Annotated in this window: 15 protein-coding genes; 10 read left to right on the top strand and 5 right to left on the bottom strand. The window is 52.4% G+C overall.

Annotated features, from left to right (window positions below; translation table 11 throughout):
• Positions 1 to 3: 3 nt before the first annotated feature.
• Positions 4 to 360, bottom strand: a complete 357-nt coding sequence (locus ACJHWT_RS04890; protein WP_000258253.1) for an ArsC family reductase — start codon at positions 358 to 360, stop codon at positions 4 to 6.
• 380 nt (positions 361 to 740) lie between these two features.
• Between ACJHWT_RS04890 and ypfM the strand changes: the two genes are divergently transcribed.
• The gene (ypfM, locus tag ACJHWT_RS04885; protein WP_001386977.1) at positions 741 to 800 is read left to right on the top strand and encodes a protein YpfM; all 60 of its coding nucleotides are present in this window, start codon (positions 741 to 743) and stop codon (positions 798 to 800) included.
• Positions 801 to 898: 98 nt separating this feature from the next.
• Here ypfM and acrD read toward each other — a convergent pair whose 3' ends face one another.
• Positions 899 to 4,012, bottom strand: a complete 3,114-nt coding sequence (gene acrD / locus ACJHWT_RS04880) for a multidrug efflux RND transporter permease AcrD (RefSeq protein ID WP_001273133.1) — start codon at positions 4,010 to 4,012, stop codon at positions 899 to 901.
• A gap of 163 nt (positions 4,013 to 4,175) precedes the next feature.
• Positions 4,176 to 5,876 carry a nitrate/nitrite two-component system sensor histidine kinase NarQ gene (narQ, locus tag ACJHWT_RS04875; protein WP_001296285.1) on the bottom strand — a complete coding sequence of 567 codons (1,701 nt, stop codon included), beginning with the start codon at positions 5,874 to 5,876 and terminating at the stop codon, positions 4,176 to 4,178.
• Between the two features lie 205 nt (positions 5,877 to 6,081).
• On the opposite strand from narQ, the gene aegA reads away from it, so the two are divergent.
• From aegA to ACJHWT_RS04860, 3 genes are all read left to right on the top strand, one after another.
• The gene (gene aegA, locus ACJHWT_RS04870; RefSeq protein WP_001078845.1) at positions 6,082 to 8,061 is read left to right on the top strand and encodes a formate-dependent uric acid utilization protein AegA; all 1,980 of its coding nucleotides are present in this window, start codon (positions 6,082 to 6,084) and stop codon (positions 8,059 to 8,061) included.
• Positions 8,062 to 8,128: 67 nt separating this feature from the next.
• The gene (gene nudK / locus ACJHWT_RS04865; protein WP_001296284.1) at positions 8,129 to 8,704 is read left to right on the top strand and encodes a GDP-mannose pyrophosphatase NudK; all 576 of its coding nucleotides are present in this window, start codon (positions 8,129 to 8,131) and stop codon (positions 8,702 to 8,704) included.
• 125 nt (positions 8,705 to 8,829) lie between these two features.
• Positions 8,830 to 9,873, top strand: coding sequence for a DUF1176 domain-containing protein (locus tag ACJHWT_RS04860; RefSeq protein ID WP_001270548.1), 1,044 nt, complete (start codon positions 8,830 to 8,832; stop codon positions 9,871 to 9,873).
• A 76-nt stretch (positions 9,874 to 9,949) separates the two neighbouring features.
• Here ACJHWT_RS04860 and tkt read toward each other — a convergent pair whose 3' ends face one another.
• Both tkt and tal read right to left on the bottom strand, forming a co-directional pair.
• Positions 9,950 to 11,953 carry a transketolase gene (gene tkt, locus ACJHWT_RS04855; protein WP_000087287.1) on the bottom strand — a complete coding sequence of 668 codons (2,004 nt, stop codon included), beginning with the start codon at positions 11,951 to 11,953 and terminating at the stop codon, positions 9,950 to 9,952.
• A 19-nt stretch (positions 11,954 to 11,972) separates the two neighbouring features.
• Positions 11,973 to 12,923 (bottom strand): transaldolase, encoded by a 951-nt coding sequence (gene tal, locus ACJHWT_RS04850; RefSeq protein WP_001003709.1) that lies wholly within the window; start codon positions 12,921 to 12,923, stop codon positions 11,973 to 11,975.
• A 288-nt stretch (positions 12,924 to 13,211) separates the two neighbouring features.
• Between tal and maeB the strand changes: the two genes are divergently transcribed.
• The 6 genes from maeB to pta all read left to right on the top strand — a co-directional run bounded on the left by maeB (position 13,212) and on the right by pta (position 19,088).
• Positions 13,212 to 15,491, top strand: coding sequence for an NADP-dependent oxaloacetate-decarboxylating malate dehydrogenase (maeB, locus tag ACJHWT_RS04845; protein WP_000342670.1), 2,280 nt, complete (start codon positions 13,212 to 13,214; stop codon positions 15,489 to 15,491).
• A gap of 292 nt (positions 15,492 to 15,783) precedes the next feature.
• Positions 15,784 to 16,119: an ethanolamine utilization microcompartment protein EutS gene (gene eutS, locus ACJHWT_RS04840; RefSeq protein ID WP_000356956.1), complete on the top strand. Its 336-nt coding sequence runs from the start codon at positions 15,784 to 15,786 to the stop codon at positions 16,117 to 16,119.
• A gap of 12 nt (positions 16,120 to 16,131) precedes the next feature.
• Positions 16,132 to 16,611, top strand: coding sequence for an ethanolamine utilization acetate kinase EutP (eutP, locus tag ACJHWT_RS04835; protein WP_000820789.1), 480 nt, complete (start codon positions 16,132 to 16,134; stop codon positions 16,609 to 16,611).
• On the top strand, positions 16,586 to 17,275 hold the full coding sequence (eutQ, locus tag ACJHWT_RS04830) for an ethanolamine utilization acetate kinase EutQ (RefSeq protein ID WP_000733928.1): 690 nt from the start codon (positions 16,586 to 16,588) through the stop codon (positions 17,273 to 17,275). The genes eutP and eutQ overlap by 26 nt, the downstream gene beginning before the upstream one ends.
• Entirely contained in the window at positions 17,272 to 18,075 is an 804-nt protein-coding gene (gene eutT / locus ACJHWT_RS04825) for an ethanolamine utilization cob(I)yrinic acid a,c-diamide adenosyltransferase EutT (protein WP_000651281.1), read from the top strand. Before eutQ ends, eutT begins: the two co-directional genes overlap by 4 nt.
• Positions 18,072 to 19,088, top strand: coding sequence for a phosphate acetyltransferase (gene pta / locus ACJHWT_RS04820; RefSeq protein ID WP_000582963.1), 1,017 nt, complete (start codon positions 18,072 to 18,074; stop codon positions 19,086 to 19,088). Before eutT ends, pta begins: the two co-directional genes overlap by 4 nt.
• Positions 19,089 to 19,113 lie beyond the last annotated feature (25 nt).

Genomic DNA, 19,113 nt, shown 5'->3' with positions numbered 1-19,113 from the left:
AGACTACACCTCATGGAAAAATTGCTGATAACTGGATTCACTGAAACCCAGCAGCATAGGCTTACCAGGCGCGCAGAGCAATGGACGTTTGATAATTGCAGGCATTTCAGTCATTAATGTCGCCGCAGAGGCCGCATCGGTGATTTTATTGCGGGTGGTTTCGTCCAGTTTACGCCAGGTTGTACCACGGGTGTTGAGTAACGCTTCCCAGCCTAATTCGTTGATAAAACCGTTCAATAATTCGCTGTCCAATCCATCGACGCGGTAATCATGAAAACGATAGTCGATGTTATTAGCTTCCAGCCAACGGCGAGCCTTCTTAATGGTGTCACAATTTTTGATGCCGTAAAGTGTAACCATAATGAATCCTTTTTCGATTTATGAGAATAAATACTCATTTAAAGGTGAAAACATTTTGCCTGCAAATGATTATCAGGAAATATAACATTATCGAAGTATTCAAATTAACAACCATTAAATAACATTAAACATTTTTAACGTAAACATTAAGAATATTCATCTTGTTATCTGTCTGTATTTTAACCAGAATTAAATCAGTATTAGATGCCGTATGAATATCTCGAAATGTTGCGGTGCATCACATACAAATCATCACCGCAGGACCATAGTATTTACATAAGGTTTGTCCCCCGGAGGTAGTCATCACAGCAATCGAGTAAATTAGCTTCACCACGGTATATTGTTTCCGTAGAATACCCATAATTATAAGAGAGGTTGTTATGATTGAACGTGAACTGGGGAACTGGAAAGACTTTATCGAAGTTATGCTTCGTAAGTAATTCCTGAGACAAAGTACAAACAGCAAGAATCCGCTGAGCAGGTTCTTAATCGGAAAGTTGAAAAGGGCGACACATTGGCATGTCGCCTTTTTTATTGCTTATTCCGGGCGCGGCTTCAGCGGGAAGCGGCGGCGCACCAGCACAAAGAACAGCGGCACGAAGTAAATAGCCAGAATAGTGGCCGAAATCATCCCGCCCATTACGCCAGTACCCACCGCATGCTGACCACCGGAACCGGCACCTGTGCTGGTTGCCATTGGCAATACGCCGAAGATAAATGCCAGCGAGGTCATCAGAATCGGGCGTAAACGCTGACGGCAGGCGTGGAGCGTCGCTTCAAACAGGTCGTGGCCTTTTTGGTTCATCTCGTTAGCAAACTCGACGATCAGGATGGCGTTTTTCGCCGATAAACCAATGACCGTTAACAGGCCCACCTGGAAGTAAACATCGTTTTCCAGCCCGCGCATCCAGGTTGCCAGCAGCGCGCCGATAACCCCCAGCGGCACGACCAGCATTACCGAGAACGGCACCGACCAGCTTTCATACAGCGCAGCCAGACACAGGAATACCACCAGCAAGGAAATGGCGTACAGCGCCGGAGCCTGCGCGCCGGAAAGCCGCTCCTGATACGACATCGCCGTCCACTCCAGACCAAAGCCGTTTGGCAACTGCTTCACTAACGATTCCATAATATCCATCGCCATACCGGTACTGACCCCCGGTGCGGCTTCCCCAACAATCTCAACCGCAGAATAACCATTATAGCGTTCCAGACGCGGTGAGCCTGTCTCCCAGCGTGAGGTCGCGAAAGCAGAGAAGGGCACCATGCCGCCATCTTTATTTCGGACATACCAGAGATTGATGTCATCTGGCAGCATGCGATACGGCGCAGCTGCCTGCACATAGACTTTCTTCACGCGACCGCGATCCATAAAGTCATTCACATAGCTCGAACCCCACGCGGTTTGCAGCGTGTCGTTAATATCGTCGATAGCAACGCCCAGCGCCTGAGCTTTACGCTGATCGATATCAATCTGCAACTGCGGACTGTCGTCGAGGCCGTTATGGCGTACACGGGTTAACTCCGGATTTTCCGCCGCCAGCGCCAGCAACTGGTTTCGTGCTGCCATCAGCGCATCGTGACCTGCCCCAGCGTGGTCCTGCAACTCCATATCAAAACCCGCAGAACTACCAAGACCGCTAATTGCTGGCGGGCTGCTGGCGATAACGCGAGCTTCTTTAATCTTGTTAAACGCCTTCGTTGCTCGCTCGATAATGGCAAACGAGGTGCCGGTCTTACTGTCGCGTTCGCTCCAGTCTTTCAGGCGGATAAACATTCGCGCCACGTTTTGCCCGTTACCCCCAGGGCCAGAACCCACGGTGGCAAACACCGACATGATGTTGTCTTTTTCATGGGTGAAGTAATATTTCTCGATTTGCTCAACGACTTTCAGGGTCTGTTGCTGGGTTGAACCGCTGGGCAACTGTACCGAGGTAGTAAACATGCCACGGTCTTCCAGCGGTAAGAACGACGTCGGCAAACGCAGGAACAGGAACACCATGCCGCCAAGCAGCAGGACATAAATCACAATCCAGCGCAGGCTACGGTGGAGAATTTTCGCCACCCCTTTTTCGTAGCGTTCGGCGTTGCGGTTAAACATCTGGTTAAACCAGGCAAAAAAGCCTTTTTGCCCGTGATGCTCACCTTTTTTCAGTGGCTTAAGTAGCGTGGCACACAGAGCCGGAGTGAGGATCATCGCTACCAGTACTGACAGCACCATCGCCGCAACAATGGTAATAGAGAACTGGCGATAGATGGCACCGGTGGTGCCGCCGAAGAAGGCCATTGGCACAAATACCGCCGAAAGCACCATCGCAATCCCGACCAGTGCCCCCTGGATCTGCCCCATCGATTTACGTGTGGCTTCGCGAGGAGTGAGTCCTTCCTCACTCATAATACGTTCGACGTTTTCCACCACCACGATGGCATCATCCACCAGCAGACCGATCGCCAGCACCATCGCGAACATGGTTAAGGTGTTGACGCTGTAACCGAAGGCATAAAGTACGGAGAAGGTTCCCATCAACACCACCGGCACGGCGATAGTGGGTATCAGCGTGGCGCGGAAGTTTTGCAGGAACAGATACATAACGAGGAAAACCAGAGCGATAGCTTCCAGCAGCGTTTTCACCACGTCTTCAATGGAGGCTTTAACAAACGAGGTGGTTTCATACGCCACCTTGTATTCCAGTCCATGCGGGAAATACTGCGCCAGCTCGTCAAGACGATTGAGCACCAGCTCCGCTGTCGCCATTTCGTTCGCGCCGGAGGCCAGTTTTACCCCCAACCCGGAGGCTGGCTTACCATTGAAGCGGCTAAGATAATCGTATTTCTCCGCCCCCATTTCGACGGTGGCGACATCGCCCAGCCTTACCTCTGAGCCGTCCTGATTCACCCGCAAGGTGATATCGCGGAACTGTTCTGGTGTTTGCAGCAGTGACTGGGCGTTAATGGTGGCGTTGAGCGCCTGCTTATCGACGGAAGGCGTACCACCAAGTTGCCCAACCGCAATCTGCGCGTTCTGTGACTCAATGGCATCAGTGACATCTTTAGCCGTCATCTGGAAACTGTTGAGTTTCGCCGGGTCCAGCCAGATACGCATGGAATATTGCGACCCATAGGCATCGATATCCCCGACGCCATTTACGCGGCTTAACGGATCCTGAATATTACTGGCAACGTAATCGGCAATATCCTGTTTATCCATCGAACCATCGGTAGAGACGAAGGCAATGGTCAGAATATTGGTATCGCCGGTTTTACGCACCGTCACGCCCTGATTTTGCACCGCCTGCGGTAACTTTCGCATGGCTGATTGCAGCTGGTTTTGTACTTGCTGCACGGCTTCGTCCGGATCGGTGCCTGCTTTAAAACTTAACGTGACAGATGCCTGACCGGTGCCGCTGCTCTGAGATGACATATACATCAGATTATCGAGGCCCGTCATATTTTGCTCGATAACCTGGGTCACGGTGTTTTCCAGCGTCTGGGCCGATGCGCCGGGATAGTTAGCGGTCACTCGCACATTCGGTGGCGCGAGATCGGGGTATTGTTCAACGGGCAATGAAAAAATCGCCAGGGTACCTGTCAGACACAACAGGATTGCCAGCACCCAGGCAAAAATGGGGCGATCAATAAAGAAATTCGCCATTAAAAGAGGACCTCGTGTTTCTGCGTATCGTTGTAGGCTTGGCTTGCTTCACTGTAGCGGCAAGGTACGAGCCAATCGTGGAGAAAAAAAGGAGTTAATGTAAATTATCATGCCCTTTTATACTGAACCTTAAGTGCCACTATTCTTTGGTCAATAAGAGGCATTACATCAGCTGACTTTCCTCACCCTCCGCAGAGCGAAAGCTAATACTCACTAACGTGCCGCCGCCGGAAGGTTGTGAAAAAGTCAGCGTCCCACCCAATCTTTCCGCGCGTTCGCGCATGATATTCAGACCATAATGGCCTTCGGGTTCTTTCGGTTCACCGATGCCAATCCCGTTGTCGCGAATATAGACTGTGTGATTGCCATCCGGCGCGGTGACGCAGCTAACGGCGATTTCGCTGGCGTTGGCGTGCTTCATCGCATTCAGCACCGCTTCGCGAATAATTTGCAACAAATGCACCTGCATTTGCGCATCCAGCGCCAGGGTTGGCAGACGGCAGTCGAGGGTCAGTTTGGCGCTGGTTTGATTTTGTAACGTATCCAGCATTTCCCTCAACGCGGAGGGGAGATCCGCCTGCTGCAGCGTCAGGCGGAAAGTAGTCAACAGCTCGCGTAACTGCCGATAAGCATCATTCAACGCCTGGGAAAAATCGGCCATGATACTTTGTGCGGTGGCGTTATCTTCCGGTATCGAACGCTTCAGTAACGTCAACTGGATACGTAAGTAAGAAAGTACCTGAGCCAGCGAGTCGTGCAATTCGCGGGCGATGGTCGCACGTTCTTCCATCAACAATAACTGCTGAAAATGCTTCTGCGCCTGATTAAAGTACAAACCGCGTCCCAGCATCGACGAAACGCTGTTAAGCAGCGGTTCTGATGATGAAACGTGACTATTTTGCCAGTGCAGTTCGCCGTAAACCGTCTCTTGCATTGTCACCGGTAAAATCTGCATCGGCAATTCCGGGTTTGGCTGCCCTTCGCTAATCCGCCAGTTGTCACCGACATTTAACTCCAGATATTCAGCCGCTTCATTGTCGCGAACAATCTGCAAAATATGGCGGAAACAATGCACATCAATCTGGCTGGTGTTTAGCGCCTGCGAACACTGATACAACACCTCCAGACGACGCTTGGCCTCGTGGAGATCGCGGGTCTTTTCTTCTACTGACGCCTCCAGCGAACGGTACAATTTATGCAGCTCGCTCGACATCTGGTTAAAGGTTTTTGCAAGCAGGCCAAGCTCATTCGGCAGGCTGGTATCCAGCGGCGGCGAGTCGAACTGCCCGTGTTCAATACGCTGACTGGCGGTAACCAGCTGATTCAGCGGGGCAACCACCTGATGGCGTATGCGGCGCAAAGTAAAAAAGACCAGCGTGAAAATACCGATGCCGCCAGCCAGGGAAATTGCCACCACCAGCAGCATTTTGCGTTCAGCGTAGTGCTGTAAAGCCAGCACGAACAGGTCTATCTGATTAACATAATTATTAATATTAGCCTGATACCACGGCAAGTCGCCCTTGCTGAGCCGATTATTCATCTCCAGCCAATTGGCATTCAGATGCGCATAGCGGGTTTTTACTGCCTCTGGCACATACCAGACGTTGAGATTGGTTAATACCGGTGAATGCAGTGCCTGCTGAAATAACTGGCGATGTGCATTGAGTTGTGGACTGCCACTTTGCAAGTCGTAGCCCAGGCGGTAACTCTGCATACGCAGCGATCCGGCAATATTGATAGCCTCAGCGTCGCGTAAACTGCTCGCCAGCGTTAGCAGAGCGATACCCGTGGAAAGAATCGACAGCAGCACAATGTAAAAAAAGGCCCGGGCCAGACTGGCCGAGACGGGTCGTTTAACAATCACACGCGTCTTCTCCACAAAAAATCATTAATGTTCCAGTTCGCTGAAACGAAATTTAGTCAGTGATGGGATTATTTGATCTGCCACAGTTTATAGCGAAATAGTTACTTATTCTGGGCACATGAACATTGCCGATTCCCCTGTAAGTCGGGTAATAACAACACTCATATAAAGAATAAGGTTTTTACAACCAAAAAAGAAGGTCGTTATGAATCGTTTTATTATGGCCAACAGTCAGCAATGTCTGGGTTGTCATGCTTGTGAAATCGCCTGTGTCATGGCTCACAATGATGAGCAACATGTCCTGAGCCAACACCATTTTCATCCCCGAATTACGGTTATCAAACATCAGCAGCAACGTAGTGCCGTGACCTGTCACCATTGTGAAGATGCGCCCTGCGCCCGTAGCTGCCCTAATGGCGCAATCAGCCACGTTGATGACAGCATTCAGGTCAATCAGCAAAAGTGTATTGGCTGTAAATCCTGCGTGGTGGCCTGTCCATTTGGTACGATGCAAATCGTCCTGACCCCCGTCGCGGCAGGAAAAGTAAAAGCCACGGCGCATAAATGCGACCTTTGTGCAGGGCGCGAAAACGGTCCTGCTTGTGTCGAGAATTGCCCGGCAGACGCGCTGCAACTGGTCACTGACGCCGCACTCTCAGGCATGGCGAAATCCCGCCGCTTGCGTACCGCACGTCAGGAACATCAACCGTGGCATGCCAGTACCGCGGCGCAAGAAATGCCGGTAATGAGTAAAGTCGAGCAAATGCAGGCAACGCCCGCGCGTGGCGAGCCGGACAAACTGGCGATTGAAGCGCGCAAAACCGGTTTTGATGAAATTTATCTGCCATTCCGTGCCGATCAGGCACAACGGGAAGCCTCGCGCTGCCTTAAGTGCGGCGAGCACAGCGTTTGTGAATGGACCTGCCCGCTGCATAACCATATTCCACAGTGGATTGAACTGGTGAAAGCCGGAAACATCGACGCCGCCGTCGAGCTTTCTCACCAGACTAACACCCTGCCGGAAATTACCGGACGCGTTTGTCCGCAAGATCGTTTGTGTGAAGGTGCCTGTACTATTCGCGATGAGCACGGCGCAGTAACTATCGGCAACATTGAACGCTACATTTCAGATCAGGCGTTGGCGAAAGGTTGGCGTCCTGACTTAAGTCATGTCACCAAAGTGGACAAGCGGGTGGCGATTATCGGTGCGGGTCCGGCAGGGCTGGCCTGTGCGGATGTTTTGACCCGCAATGGTGTAGAGGTGACGGTGTACGATCGCCATCCAGAAATCGGTGGCTTGCTCACTTTCGGCATTCCTTCTTTCAAACTGGATAAATCCCTGCTGGCACGCCGTCGGGAAATCTTCAGCGCGATGGGGATTCACTTCGAACTCAATTGTGAAGTGGGTAAAGATGTCTCTTTGGATTCGCTTTTGGAACAATACGACGCGGTCTTCGTTGGCGTAGGCACTTACCGTTCCATGAAAGCGGGTTTACCCAATGAAGATGCGCCGGGCGTTTATGACGCGCTGCCGTTCCTCATCGCCAACACTAAACAGGTGATGGGACTCGAAGAGCTACCGGAAGAGCCGTTTATCAATACCGCCGGACTCAACGTCGTGGTACTGGGCGGCGGCGACACCGCGATGGACTGTGTGCGTACCGCGCTGCGCCACGGCGCGAGTAACGTCACCTGCGCTTATCGTCGTGATGAAGCTAACATGCCAGGCTCGAAGAAAGAGGTGAAGAACGCCCGCGAAGAGGGGGCCAACTTTGAATTTAACGTCCAGCCGGTGGCGCTTGAGCTGAATGAGCAAGGTCACGTTTGCGGAATTCGTTTCCTGCGTACGCGTCTTGGCGAGCCGGACGCCCAGGGACGTCGGCGTCCAGTGCCGGTGGAAGGCAGTGAATTTGTCATGCCAGCCGATGCGGTGATTATGGCGTTTGGCTTCAATCCGCACGGGATGCCGTGGCTGGAGTCGCACGGTGTAACGGTAGACAAATGGGGCCGCATCATCGCGGATGTGGAAAGCCAGTACCGTTACCAGACCACGAATCCGAAAATCTTCGCCGGTGGTGACGCCGTGCGTGGTGCGGATCTGGTGGTTACCGCAATGGCAGAAGGACGTCATGCGGCACAGGGGATCATTGACTGGCTGGGCGTAAAATCAGTCAAATCTCACTGATAGCCTGCGCAGACAAACCCGACTTCACAGCGTAAGATAATTGTTCATTTCGCGCTGTGGAGTCGGTATGACGCAACAAATCACCCTCGTTAAAGACAAAATTCTCTCCGATAACTATTTCACCCTGCACAACATTACTTACGATCTCACGCGCAAAGATGGCGAAGTTATCCGTCATAAACGTGAAGTTTACGATCGCGGTAATGGTGCAACGATCCTCCTGTACAACGCGAAGAAAAAGACCGTGGTTCTGATTCGCCAGTTCCGCGTCGCTACCTGGGTTAATGGCAATGAAAGCGGGCAACTGATTGAAACCTGCGCCGGGCTGCTGGATAACGACGAACCGGAAGTGTGTATTCGTAAAGAAGCGATTGAAGAGACGGGTTATGAAGTTGGCGAAGTGCGCAAATTATTTGAACTGTATATGTCGCCAGGCGGTGTGACTGAGCTAATCCACTTCTTTATCGCCGAATACAGTGACAGCCAGCGCGCTAACGCGGGCGGTGGTGTCGAAGATGAAGATATTGAAGTGCTCGAGCTGCCGTTCAGCCAGGCGCTGGAGATGATTAAAACCGGCGAGATACGTGACGGTAAGACGGTGTTATTGCTTAACTATTTGCAAATGTCACATTTAATGGACTGAAAAATAACAATAATATTTCGTTGTTTATTATTGGCTCAATCCGATAAATCCGATTGAGCCGCGCTACCTGCGCAACGAAGATACGACTTGTGCTGTTTGTTTGAACTTCTGGGGTCGTACCGTCCATGCGCTATCGCATTTTCCTTCTCTTTTTTTTCGCTTTGTTGCCGACGTCTTTGGTGTGGGCGGCACCAGCGCAACGGGTGTTTTCCGACTGGCAGGTCACCTGTAATAATCAAAATTTTTGTGTGGCGCGCAATACGGGTGATCATAATGGACTGGTGATGACCCTGAGCCGCAGCGCCGGAGCGCATACCGATGCCGTTTTACGTATTGAGCGCGGCGGATTGAAGTCGCCGGATGCGTCAGAAGGGGAGATAGCGCCACGGCTGCTGTTAGATGGCGAGCCGTTGGCGTTAAGTGGTGACAAGTGGCGGATTTCACCATGGTTATTAGTAACCGATGATACGGCAACCATCACCGCGTTTTTGCAGATGATTCAGGAAGGGAAGGCGATCACCTTACGCGACGGCAATCAGACCATTTCTCTGAGTGGCTTAAAAGCGGCGTTGTTGTTTATTGATGCTCAGCAAAAGCGCGTTGGCAGTGAAACCGCGTGGATAAAGAAAGGGGACGAACCGCCGCTCAGCGTACCGCCAGCGCCTGCGCTGAAAGAGGTCGCGGTGGTTAACCCAACGCCGACGCCACTCTCACGCGAAGAACGTAACGATTTGCTGGATTATGGAAACTGGCGGATGAATGGTCTGCGCTGTTCGCTTGATCCGTTACGTCGTGAGGTGAATGTCACTGCGCTGACCGATGATAAAGCGCTGATGATGATTAGCTGTGAGGCAGGGGCCTATAACACCATTGATTTGGCATGGATTGTGTCGCGTAAAAAGCCGCTGGCCTCGCGCCCGGTACGGTTGCGTTTGCCGTTCAACAACGGTCAGGAGACCAATGAACTGGAACTGATGAACGCAACATTCGATGAAAAATCGCGTGAACTGGTGACCTTAGCAAAAGGGCGCGGATTAAGCGATTGTGGCATTCAGGCGCGCTGGCGCTTTGACGGTCAGCGTTTTCGCCTGGTGCGTTACGCCGCAGAACCCACCTGCGATAACTGGCATGGGCCAGACGCCTGGCCCACGTTGTGGATCACCCGTTAAACAAAATGGCGGGGACATGTAGACCGGATAAGACGCACCAGCGTCACATCCGACAATCAGCATCCGGCGATCACCATCAGGCACCTTTCACTCCCAGTACCTTATGCGCTTTTGCCACAATATTCTCGGCGGTAAAGCCAAAGAACGGGAACAGCTTATCCGCCGGAGCAGATTCCCCATAACCTGTCATCCCGACAATTGCCCCTTTCAGACCAACATACTTGTACCAGTAATCGGCAATACCTGCTTCCACCGCCACGCGAGCCGCAACGTTAGAAGGCAACACCGACTCCCGATATTCCTCATCCTGGGCGTCGAAAATATCGGTCGAGGGCAGGGAAACTACGCGTACATTGCGACCTTCTCCCGCTAATTTCTCTGCCGCTTGCAGGGTGATTTCCATCTCTGAACCGGTGGCAATCAAAATAATATCTGGCTTACCGCCGCTGTCTTTCAGTACATAACCGCCACGAGCAATCTCTTTAACCTGATCCGGCGTACGTTCCACCTGGGCCAGATTCTGCCTGGAGAGGATCAGTGCCGTCGGTCCGTTGTGGCGCTCAACGGCCAGCTTCCAGCCCACCGCTGCTTCCACCTGATCGCACGGTCGCCAGGTGCTGAAATTTGGCGTTAAGCGCAAACTGGCCAGTTGCTCAACAGCCTGGTGCGTAGGACCATCTTCGCCCAGGCCAATTGAGTCGTGGGTATAAACCATAATCTGCCGCGCTTTCATCAGTGCCGCCATCCGCGCGGCGTTACGGGCGTATTCAACAAACATCAGGAACGTCGCGGTATACGGTACAAATCCACCGTGGTGCGCAATGCCGTTGGCGATAGCGGTCATGCCAAATTCACGCACCCCGTAGTGAATGTAGTTGCCCGCCGGATCTTCCTTCAGCGAAACAGAACCTTTCCAGATGGTCAGGTTGCTGGGAGCCAGATCCGCCGAACCGCCGAGCAACTCAGGCAGCATCGGCCCGTAAGCGTTAAGCGTATTTTGCGAAGCCTTACGGGTAGCGATTTTCGCCGGATTTGCCTGTAATTCATTGATATATTTCTGAGTCGTTTTCTCCCAGTCCTTCGGTAAACCACCGCTCATCCGACGGGTAAACTCTTCTGCCAGTTGCGGATGGGCCTTTTTGTAGGCTGCATACTTCTCATTCCAGCTCTGCTGCGCTTTTTCGCCTTTTTCGCGGGCATCCCAGGCGTGATAAATCTCTTTAGGGATCTCAAATGGCGGATGGTGCCAGCCCAGTTTTTGCCGTGCCAATGCCACTTCTTCTTCACCCAGCGGTGCGCCGTGCGCCTCTTCTTTACCTGCTTTATTCGGCGATCCAAAGCCAATCACCGTACGGCAGATAATCAGCGACGGCTTATCTTTCACGCTTTGCGCTTCAAGGATCGCTTCCTTCACCGCCTGCGGATCGTGACCGTCGATCTCGTGGATCACATGCCAGTGATAGGCTTCAAAACGTTTTGCCGTATCGTCGGTAAACCAGCCTTCGGTTTCACCGTCGATGGAAATACCGTTGTGATCGTAAAAACCAATCAGCTTGCCCAGTCCCAGCGTGCCCGCCAGCGAACAGACTTCGTGGGAAATACCTTCCATCAGGCAACCGTCGCCCATAAACACATAGGTGAAGTGATCGACAATTTCATGATCCGGCTGGTTAAACTGCGCCGCCAGTGTACGCTCTGCTATCGCCAGCCCGACGGCGTTCGCCAAACCTTGTCCAAGTGGACCGGTGGTGGTTTCAACACCTGGCGTATAACCAATCTCCGGGTGACCTGGGGTTTTTGAATGCAACTGACGGAAGTTCTTCAGCTCTTCCAGCGGCAGGTCGTAACCGGTCAGATGCAGCAAACTGTAGAGCAGCATCGACGCGTGACCGTTGGAAAGAATAAAGCGGTCGCGATCATACCAGGTTGGGTCGGTAGGGTTATGTTTAAGAAAATCGTTCCACAGCACTTCGGCAATATCAGCCATGCCCATCGGCGCGCCGGGATGACCAGAATTGGCTTTTTGTACCGCATCCATACTGAGTGCGCGAATCGCATTGGCAAGGTCTTTTCGGGACATATAACACTCCGTGGCTGGTTTATAGTTTGGCGGCAAGAAGATCTTCCAGTTTGCGTTGATCAACGGCGAACAGACGAATGCCTTCAGACAGTTTTTCTACCGCCATCGCATCCTGATTGTGCTCCCAACGGAACTCCGCTTCGCTCATGGGAGCTGGGCGTGGGAACGTCTGAGAAGGTGGGATTAATTTACGTACCACTGGCGAAACTTTTTCCTGTAGCTCCTTCAGCAAATTCGGTGCGATAGTCAGTCGGTCGCAGCCGGTTAAGGCGAGGATTTGTTCGGTGCGACGGAAGCTCGCGCCCATCACAATGGTTTCATAGTGGTGTTGCTTATAGTAGTCGTAGATATTGCGCACTGATTTAACGCCTGGATCTTCTTCCACCACATACGGGTCCATCGGCTTGCGTGCCTGATACCAGTCATAAATACGCCCGACAAACGGCGAAATCAGAAAAACGCCCGCTTCTGCACAGGCCCGCGCCTGGGCAAAAGAAAACAGCAGCGTCAGGTTGCAGTTAATACCTTCTTTTTCCAGCTCTTCTGCCGCGCGAATTCCTTCCCAGGTTGAAGCCAGCTTGATCAAAATGCGTGATTTCTCAACGCCTTGTTGCTGATACAAGTCCACCAGATGGCGCGCCTTCTCAATACTCTTTTCTTTATCAAAAGAGAGGCGTGCATCAACTTCTGTTGACACGCGACCGGGTACGATTTTGAGAATTTCAGCACCGAAATTGACCGCCAGTTTGTCACACGCTGCGACCACCTGTTGTTCCTGGGTCTTGCCATTTTTTTTACCCCAGGCGATAGCATCGTCTATTAAATGCTCATATTGTGATAATCCGGCAGCCTTGAGTAACAGCGAAGGATTGGTGGTGGCATCCTGGGGATGATAATGGCGAATGGACTCAATATCGCCGCTGTCTGCCACGACAGTGGTGAACTGTTTGATGCCGTCTAACTCGTTCATAGGAAATACTCCTTGAAAAGTAAAGTGTTAGATGAGTGCGTTAATTCACACTTCTGAGAAATTTCGCTAAACGCATCAAAAAAGCATAGCAGACAGGCATGGTATTGCTGGATTAAGCAGGTAACATCAGTGTTATAGGATTATTACCAAAACATTATATTAATGGTGAGAGTTTGGACTTGCTCAAAGTCTGTAGACTCCGGCAGGGTAATAATGTGCGCCACGTTGTGGACAGGGGCTGTTGCCCACACACTTTATTTGTGAACGTTACGTGAAAGGAACAACCAAATGGATGACCAGTTAAAACAAAGTGCACTTGATTTCCATGAATTTCCAGTTCCAGGGAAAATCCAGGTTTCTCCAACCAAGCCTCTGGCAACGCAGAGCGATCTGGCGCTGGCCTACTCACCAGGCGTTGCCGCACCTTGTCTTGAAATCGAAAAAGACCCGTTAAAAGCCTACAAATATACCGCGCGCGGTAACCTGGTAGCGGTGATCTCTAACGGTACGGCGGTGCTGGGGTTAGGCAACATTGGCGCGCTGGCAGGCAAACCGGTGATGGAAGGCAAGGGCGTTCTGTTTAAGAAATTCGCCGGGATTGATGTATTTGACATAGAAGTTGATGAACTCGACCCGGACAAATTTATTGAAGTCGTCGCTGCGCTCGAACCGACCTTTGGCGGCATCAACCTCGAAGACATTAAAGCGCCAGAATGTTTCTATATTGAACAGAAACTGCGCGAGCGGATGAATATTCCGGTATTCCACGACGATCAGCACGGCACGGCAATTATCAGCACTGCCGCCATCCTCAACGGCTTGCGCGTGGTGGAGAAAAACATCTCCGACGTGCGGATGGTGGTTTCTGGCGCGGGTGCCGCAGCAATCGCCTGTATGAACCTGCTGGTAGCGCTGGGTCTGCAAAAACATAACATCGTGGTTTGCGATTCAAAAGGCGTTATCTATCAGGGCCGTGAACCAAACATGGCGGAAACCAAAGCCGCATATGCGGTGGTGGATGACGGTAAACGTACCCTCGATGATGTGATTGAAGGCGCGGATATTTTCCTCGGCTGTTCCGGCCCGAAAGTGCTGACCCAGGAAATGGTGAAGAAAATGGCCCGTGCGCCAATGATCCTGGCGCTGGCGAACCCGGAACCGGAAATTCTGCCGCCGCTGGCGAAAGAAGTGCGTCCGGATGCCATCATCTGTACCGGCCGTTCCGACTACCCGAACCAGGTGAACAACGTCCTTTGCTTCCCGTTTATCTTCCGTGGCGCGCTGGACGTTGGCGCAACCGCCATCAACGAAGAGATGAAACTGGCGGCGGTACGCGCGATTGCAGAACTGGCCCATGCGGAACAGAGTGAAGTGGTGGCTTCAGCGTATGGCGATCAGGATCTGAGCTTTGGTCCGGAATACATCATTCCAAAACCGTTTGATCCGCGCTTGATCGTTAAGATCGCTCCTGCGGTGGCGAAAGCGGCGATGGAGTCGGGCGTGGCGACGCGTCCGATTGCTGATTTCGACGTCTACATCGACAAGCTGACAGAGTTCGTTTACAAAACTAACCTGTTTATGAAGCCGATTTTCTCCCAGGCTCGCAAAGCGCCGAAGCGCGTAGTTCTGCCGGAAGGGGAAGAGGCGCGTGTTCTGCATGCCACTCAGGAACTGGTAACGCTGGGACTGGCGAAACCGATCCTTATTGGTCGTCCGAACGTGATCGAAATGCGCATTCAGAAACTGGGCTTGCAGATCAAGGCGGGCGTTGATTTTGAGATCGTCAATAACGAATCCGATCCGCGCTTTAAAGAGTACTGGACCGAATACTTCCAGATCATGAAGCGTCGCGGTGTCACTCAGGAGCAGGCGCAGCGTGCGCTGATCAGTAACCCGACAGTGATCGGCGCGATCATGGTTCAGCGTGGCGAAGCCGATGCAATGATTTGCGGTACGGTGGGCGATTATCATGAACACTTTAGCGTGGTGAAAAATGTCTTTGGTTATCGCGATGGCGTTCACACCGCAGGTGCAATGAACGCGCTGCTGTTGCCGAGTGGTAACACCTTTATTGCCGATACCTACGTCAATGATGAGCCTGATGCAGAAGAGCTGGCGGAGATCACCTTGATGGCGGCAGAAACTGTTCGTCGTTTTGGTATTGAGCCGCGTGTGGCTCTGTTGTCGCACTCCAACTTTGGTTCTTCTGACTGCCCGTCGTCGAGCAAAATGCGTCAGGCGCTGGAACTGGTCAGGGAACGTGCGCCAGAACTGATGATTGATGGTGAAATGCACGGCGATGCAGCGCTGGTGGAAGCGATTCGCAACGACCGTATGCCGGACAGCCCTTTGAAAGGTTCCGCTAATATTCTGGTGATGCCGAACATGGAAGCTGCCCGCATTAGTTACAACTTACTGCGCGTTTCCAGCTCGGAAGGTGTGACTGTCGGTCCGGTGCTGATGGGCGTGGCGAAACCGGTTCACGTGTTAACGCCGATCGCATCGGTACGTCGTATCGTCAACATGGTGGCGCTGGCCGTGGTTGAAGCGCAAACCCAACCGCTGTAATTCTTTTTTAACTCTCACGCTTACCCTGAATATTCAGGGTAAGCGGTTTAGCTGCAATATATTAGTAAAGTTTATTACTGAGTTTGCGAATAATAAAAAAATCAGTATATAAAATATCTCGATATTATTTTATTTATATTCATGCGTTGCATATGAAAGTTTATGCACCACATCAAATATCTCTCCATTCTTAGTGATCTACCTCACCTTTTAAACGCGCTTGCCGAATTTTGTTATTTACTCTGACGAAAAATTGTCACGATACACGAAAGTTTTTCACAGGCGGCGACTCATGGATAAAGAACGCATCATTCAGGAATTTGTGCCCGGTAAACAGGTCACACTGGCGCATCTCATCGCGCATCCCGGCGAGGAACTGGCGAAGAAAATCGGCGTTCCGGATGCGGGCGCAATCGGCATTATGACGCTAACTCCCGGAGAAACGGCGATGATCGCCGGTGATTTAGCGTTGAAAGCCGCCGATGTGCATATCGGTTTTCTCGACCGTTTTAGCGGCGCGCTGGTGATTTATGGCTCGGTGGGCGCAGTAGAAGAAGCGTTATCACAAACCGTCAGTGGTTTAGGACGCTTATTAAATTATACGCTTTGTGAAATGACCAAAAGTTAATACGAGGCATTCATGAAACGAATTGCGTTTGTGGGTACCGTCGGGGCAGGAAAAACAACGTTATTTAATGCGTTGCAGGGGAATTATACCCTCGCAAGAAAAACACAGGCCGTGGAATTTAATGATAATGGCGATATCGATACGCCGGGTGAATATTTTAGCCATCCCCGCTGGTATCACGCCTTAATTACTACGCTACAGGATGTGGACATGCTGATCTATGTCCACGGCGCGAATGACCCGGAAAGTCGGTTGCCTGCCGGGTTGCTGGATATTGGCGTCAGCAAACGGCAAATCGCCGTCATCAGTAAAACGGACATGCCAGATGCTGATGTCGCCGCAACGCGAAAGTTATTGCTTGAGACGGGCTTCGAAGAGCCGATTTTCGAGCTAAACAGCCACGACCCGCAAAGCGTGCAGCAACTGGTGGATTATCTGGCATCTCTCACCAAACAGGAGGAAGCAGGTGAAAAAACTCATCACAGCGAATGATATTCGTGAAGCACACGCGCGCGGCGAACAGGCAATGTCCGTGGTTCTGCGCGCCAGCATTATTACCCCGGAAGCCCGTGAAGTGGCGGATCTGTTGGGTTTTACCATCACCGAATGCGAGGAATCGACACCAGCAACGGTATCTGTGCCCGTAGAGAAAACCGAAAGCCAGCGTATCCGCGAAACCATTATCGCCCAGTTACCGGAAGGCCAGTTTACCGAAAGCCTGGTCGCGCAGTTGATGGAAAAAGTGATGAAGGAAAAACAGTCGCTGGAGCAGGGCGCAATGCAGCCGAGCTTCAAATCGGTGACCGGCAAAGGCGGCATCAAAGTGATTGATGGCAGTAGCGTCAAGTTTGGTCGTTTCGATGGCGCACAGCCACACTGCGTCGGATTAACGGATTTGGTTACCGGAGACGACGGCAGCAGCATGGCCGCCGGTTTTATGCAGTGGGAGAACGCATTCTTCCCGTGGACTCTGAACTACGACGAAATCGACATGGTGCTGGAAGGGGAGCTGCATGTTCGCCACGAAGGCGAAACCATGATCGCCAAAGCAGGCGACGTGATGTTTATCCCGAAAGGCTCCAGCATCGAATTTGGTACGACATCCAGCGTGAAATTCCTGTATGTCGCCTGGCCGGCTAACTGGCAATCCTTATGAAAGATTTCATCACCGAAGCATGGCTAAGAGCGAACCATACGCTCAGCGAAGGCGCAGAGATCCATCTCCCTGCGGACAGTCGCCTGACGCCCTCTGCCCGGGAGTTACTGGAAAGCCGCCATCTGCGCATCAAGTTTATTGACGAGCAGGGCCGCCTGTTTGTTGACGATGAACAGCAGCAGCCGCAGCCCGTTCATGGGCTGACCAGTAGCGATGAACATCCGCAGGCGTGCTGCGAACTGTGCCGCCAGCCGGTGGCAAAAAAGCCGGATACGCTGACTCACCTGTCGGCGGAAAAAATGGTTGCCAAAAGCGATCCGCGCCTGGCTTTTCGCGCTGTTCTCGACAGCACCATTGCGCTGGCAGTGTGGCTGCAAATTGAACTGGCGGAACCGTGGCAGCCGTGGCTGGCGGATATCCGTTCGCGTCTTGGCAACATTATGCGTGCCGATGCGCTGGGGGAACCGCTGGCCTGCCAGGCGATTGTCGGGCTTTCTGACGAAGATCTGCATCGGCTTTCTCATCAGCCGCTGCGCTATCTCGACCACGATCATCTGGTGCCGGAAGCCAGCCACGGGCGCGATGCGGCGTTACTCAATCTGCTACGCACCAAAGTGCGGGAAACCGAAACCGTAGCGGCGCAGGTCTTTATCACCCGCAGCTTTGAAGTATTACGCCCGGACATCTTGCAGGCGCTGAACCGCCTTTCCAGCACGGTCTACGTGATGATGATCCTGAGCGTAACGAAGCAGCCGCTAACGGTGAAGCAGATCCAACAACGACTGGGGGAAACGCAATGATTATTGAACGTTGTCGTGAACTGGCGTTGCGAGCGCCCGCCAGAGTAGTTTTTCCGGATGCGTTAGATCAACGTGTGCTGAAAGCCGCGCAATATTTACATCAACAAGGTCTGGCAACGCCCATTCTGGTCGCCAATCCGTTTGAACTTCGTCAGTTTGCGCTCAGTCACGGCGTGGCGATGGACGGGCTACAGGTGATTGATCCGCATGGCAACCTCGCAATGCGGGAAGAATTTGCTCATCGCTGGCTGGCCCGCGCGGGCGAAAAAACGCCGCCGGATGCGCTGGAAAAACTTACCGACCCGCTGATGTTCGCCGCAGCAATGGTCAGCGCCGGTAAAGCGGATGTCTGTATCGCGGGCAACCTCTCTTCCACGGCGAATGTGCTGCGTGCCGGATTACGCATTATCGGCTTGCAGCTAGGCTGTAAAACGCTCTCATCCATTTTCCTGATGCTGCCACAGTACAGCGGCCCCGCGTTGGGTTTTGCCGATTGCAGCGTGGTGCCACAGCCGACGGCGGCACAACTGGCGGATATCGCCCTTGCCAGCGCCGAAACCTGGCAGGCCATCACCGGAGAAGAGCCGCGCGTGGCGATGTTGTCGTTTTCCAGTAACGGCAGCGCCCGTCACCCCTGCGTTGCCAACGTCCAGCAGGCGACAGAAATCGTCCGTGAGCGCGCGCCGCAGTTGGTAGTCGATGGCGAGTTGCAGTTTGACGCCGCCTTCGTGCCGGAAGTGGCGGCGCAAAAAGCGCCTGCCAGCCCGCTACAGGGCAAGGCCAATGTGATGGTTTTTCCGTCGCTGGAGGCCGGAAATATTGGCTACAAAATCGCACAACGACTTGGCGGATATCGTGCCGTCGGGCCATTGATACAAGGACTTGCCGCGCCGATGCACGATCTCTCTCGTGGTTGTAGCGTGCAGGAAATTATCGAGCTGGCGCTGGTGGCAGCAGTGCCGCGTCAGACAGAAGTGAACCGCGAAAGCAGTTTACAAACACTGGTTGAATGAACGGTCCCGTTCTGGACCCTGATAA

The organism is Escherichia sp. WS338, from assembly GCF_046486405.1.
Lineage (GTDB): Bacteria > Pseudomonadota > Gammaproteobacteria > Enterobacterales > Enterobacteriaceae > Escherichia > Escherichia coli.
This window is presented reverse-complemented; position numbering and strand designations above follow the sequence as displayed.

Coding starts and splice junctions, on each gene's coding strand:
- ACJHWT_RS04890 (WP_000258253.1), bottom strand. CDS start 360: ATGGTTACACTTTACGGCATCAAAAATTGTGACACCATTAAGAAGGCT.
- acrD (WP_001273133.1), bottom strand. CDS start 4,012: ATGGCGAATTTCTTTATTGATCGCCCCATTTTTGCCTGGGTGCTGGCA.
- aegA (WP_001078845.1), top strand. CDS start 6,082: ATGAATCGTTTTATTATGGCCAACAGTCAGCAATGTCTGGGTTGTCAT.
- nudK (WP_001296284.1), top strand. CDS start 8,129: ATGACGCAACAAATCACCCTCGTTAAAGACAAAATTCTCTCCGATAAC.
- ACJHWT_RS04860 (WP_001270548.1), top strand. CDS start 8,830: ATGCGCTATCGCATTTTCCTTCTCTTTTTTTTCGCTTTGTTGCCGACG.
- tkt (WP_000087287.1), bottom strand. CDS start 11,953: ATGTCCCGAAAAGACCTTGCCAATGCGATTCGCGCACTCAGTATGGAT.
- tal (WP_001003709.1), bottom strand. CDS start 12,923: ATGAACGAGTTAGACGGCATCAAACAGTTCACCACTGTCGTGGCAGAC.
- maeB (WP_000342670.1), top strand. CDS start 13,212: ATGGATGACCAGTTAAAACAAAGTGCACTTGATTTCCATGAATTTCCA.
- eutS (WP_000356956.1), top strand. CDS start 15,784: ATGGATAAAGAACGCATCATTCAGGAATTTGTGCCCGGTAAACAGGTC.
- eutP (WP_000820789.1), top strand. CDS start 16,132: ATGAAACGAATTGCGTTTGTGGGTACCGTCGGGGCAGGAAAAACAACG.
- eutT (WP_000651281.1), top strand. CDS start 17,272: ATGAAAGATTTCATCACCGAAGCATGGCTAAGAGCGAACCATACGCTC.
- pta (WP_000582963.1), top strand. CDS start 18,072: ATGATTATTGAACGTTGTCGTGAACTGGCGTTGCGAGCGCCCGCCAGA.